The following is a 2100-nucleotide window of genomic DNA, read 5'->3' as shown; positions in this document are numbered from 1 at the left end:
GTCCGGCGACCCGGCGCAGCAGCGCGGCGGGGGGGTGCCCCGCGCGGGCGGGGGCGGCCCCCGCGCCCCCCCCCCCCGGGGGCCGCTGCGCGCTGAACGGGAAACAGCGGCGCTCCGCGGGCCGGTGGCGGATCGCCTCGGCGCCGCCGGGCTCCGAAGTCCGAAGGGTCAGTCGGCGAGTTCGCCCTTGATGGACGAGACACTCAGCACGCCCTCGAACTCGGAGAGTTCCGCCACCAGCTGATGAACGCTGCCCGTTCCCTCGATATCCATATGGACGAAGGCCGTCCCCGCCTCGTCGTGTCTCAGCTCCGTGTCTTCCGGGGCCTTATCGTTCGCGCGGTCCACCCGCACCTGAACGACCTGGAACCCCTTGCTGGTCGCCCGCTCCAGAATCCTGGTCAGCACGCTGGTGCCGATCGTGTACGCGAGATGCAGCCGGGTCTGCTCCGTGGTCGCGATCGACGGGATGCGCCGCGTCACCCACGAGTAGCCGTGCACCACCAGGAAGTGGACCATGGTCGCCCCGATGGCCAGGAGCGGAAGTCCACCACCGCACGACATACCGATGGCGCAGGTGAGCCAGACCGTGGCAGCGGTGGTCAGGCCGCGTACGGCGTCCCGGCGTACGAAGATGAGCCCGCCGCCGATAAAGCCGATCCCGGAGACGACCTGGGCGGCGACCCGTGACGGGTCGAAGGAGACGTTGTGCAGGGCGAGGACCGCGTTGAACCCGTGCTGCGACACCTCCATGAACAGGGCGCTGCCCACGCCGACCAGGGTGTGGGTACGCAGTCCCGCACTCTTCTGACGGGTGGCCCGTTCGGCGCCGATGAGGGTCGACAGCAGAAGCGCCAGGCCGAGTTCGGCGAACTGACGTGCCCCCTGGCCTGCGCCGGGATCGAACAGGGGCGTGGCTACAGCGTGCAACAGACCCTCCATACCGTGCTGGAACAACAGCTCCGACCCTACGGCCTCAGCTGCTGAGCCCTGTAGCCGCCACGGCTCCCCGGTTGTGCACCAGAATGCGGCCGCACCCTTGACAGGTCCAGACCAATAGCGCTTGAGTGCCCTCACCCCCACAAGCGGACATCGTTGTCGCGATGACCGCGCGAAGGAGTGATCACGTGTCAAGACGCTTCATGGCTCTGCTCACCGCCCTGGTGGCGGCCATCGGATTCGCCGTCTTCCTGCCGATGACACCGGCCGCGGCCGCGACCTGCGCCTCCGCCTGGAATTCCTCGTCCGTCTATACGGGCGGGCAGGGCGCCTCGTACAACGGGCACAACTGGACCGCGAAATGGTGGACCCAGAACGAGACGCCCGGCTCCGCCGACGTCTGGTCCGACCAGGGTGCCTGCGGTGACGGCTCCACCACACCGCCCGTCGACTCGGGCTTCGTCGTCAGCGAGGCCCAGTTCAACCAGATGTTCCCGAACCGCAATTCCTTCTACACCTACAGCGGGCTGACCGCGGCACTGAGCGCCTACCCCGCCTTCGCGAACACCGGCAGTGACACGGTCAAGCGCCAGGAGGCCGCAGCCTTCCTCGCCAACGTCAGCCATGAGACCGGCGGTCTCGTCTACGTCGTCGAGCAGGACACCTCCAACTACTCCCACTACTGCGACGCGTCGCAGTCCTACGGCTGCCCCGCGGGCCAGTCCGCCTACTACGGCCGGGGGCCGATCCAGCTCAGCTGGAACTTCAACTACAAGGCGGCGGGCGACGCGTTGGGCATCGACCTGCTCAACAACCCGAACCTGGTGCAGACCGACCCGGCCGTGGCCTGGAAGACCGGCCTCTGGTACTGGAACACCCAGACCGGGCCCGGCACGATGACCCCGCACAACGCCATGGTGAACGGCGCCGGCTTCGGGCAGACCATCCGGAGCATCAACGGCAGCATCGAATGCGACGGCGGCAACCCGGCGCAGGTGCAGAGCCGGATCGACAGCTACCAGCGCTTCGTCCAGATCCTCGGAACCACCCCGGGATCCAACCTGAGCTGCTGACCGGCGGCAGCAAGCCCGATCGCCGCCCCGCGCAGTGCGGAGCGGCGATCGGGTGTGTCACCCGGGGGTGCGGAGTGTCCGGGAGGCG

2 protein-coding genes are annotated in these 2100 nt (G+C 68.6%); one reads left to right on the top strand and one right to left on the bottom strand.

The annotated features are described in order from the left end of the window. Positions 1 to 168: 168 nt before the first annotated feature. A complete protein-coding gene (locus ACFXBC_RS35045; protein WP_385034179.1) occupies positions 169 to 930 on the bottom strand; it encodes an MgtC/SapB family protein in 762 nt (253 codons plus the stop codon). A 197-nt stretch (positions 931 to 1127) separates the two neighbouring features. Between ACFXBC_RS35045 and ACFXBC_RS35040 the strand changes: the two genes are divergently transcribed. Next, positions 1128 to 2012, top strand: coding sequence for a glycoside hydrolase family 19 protein (locus ACFXBC_RS35040; protein WP_385034177.1), 885 nt, complete (start codon positions 1128 to 1130; stop codon positions 2010 to 2012). Positions 2013 to 2100 lie beyond the last annotated feature (88 nt).

Source organism: Streptomyces sp. NPDC059398, assembly GCF_042751845.1.
Classification (GTDB): Bacteria; Actinomycetota; Actinomycetes; order Streptomycetales; family Streptomycetaceae; genus Streptomyces.
This window is presented reverse-complemented; position numbering and strand designations above follow the sequence as displayed.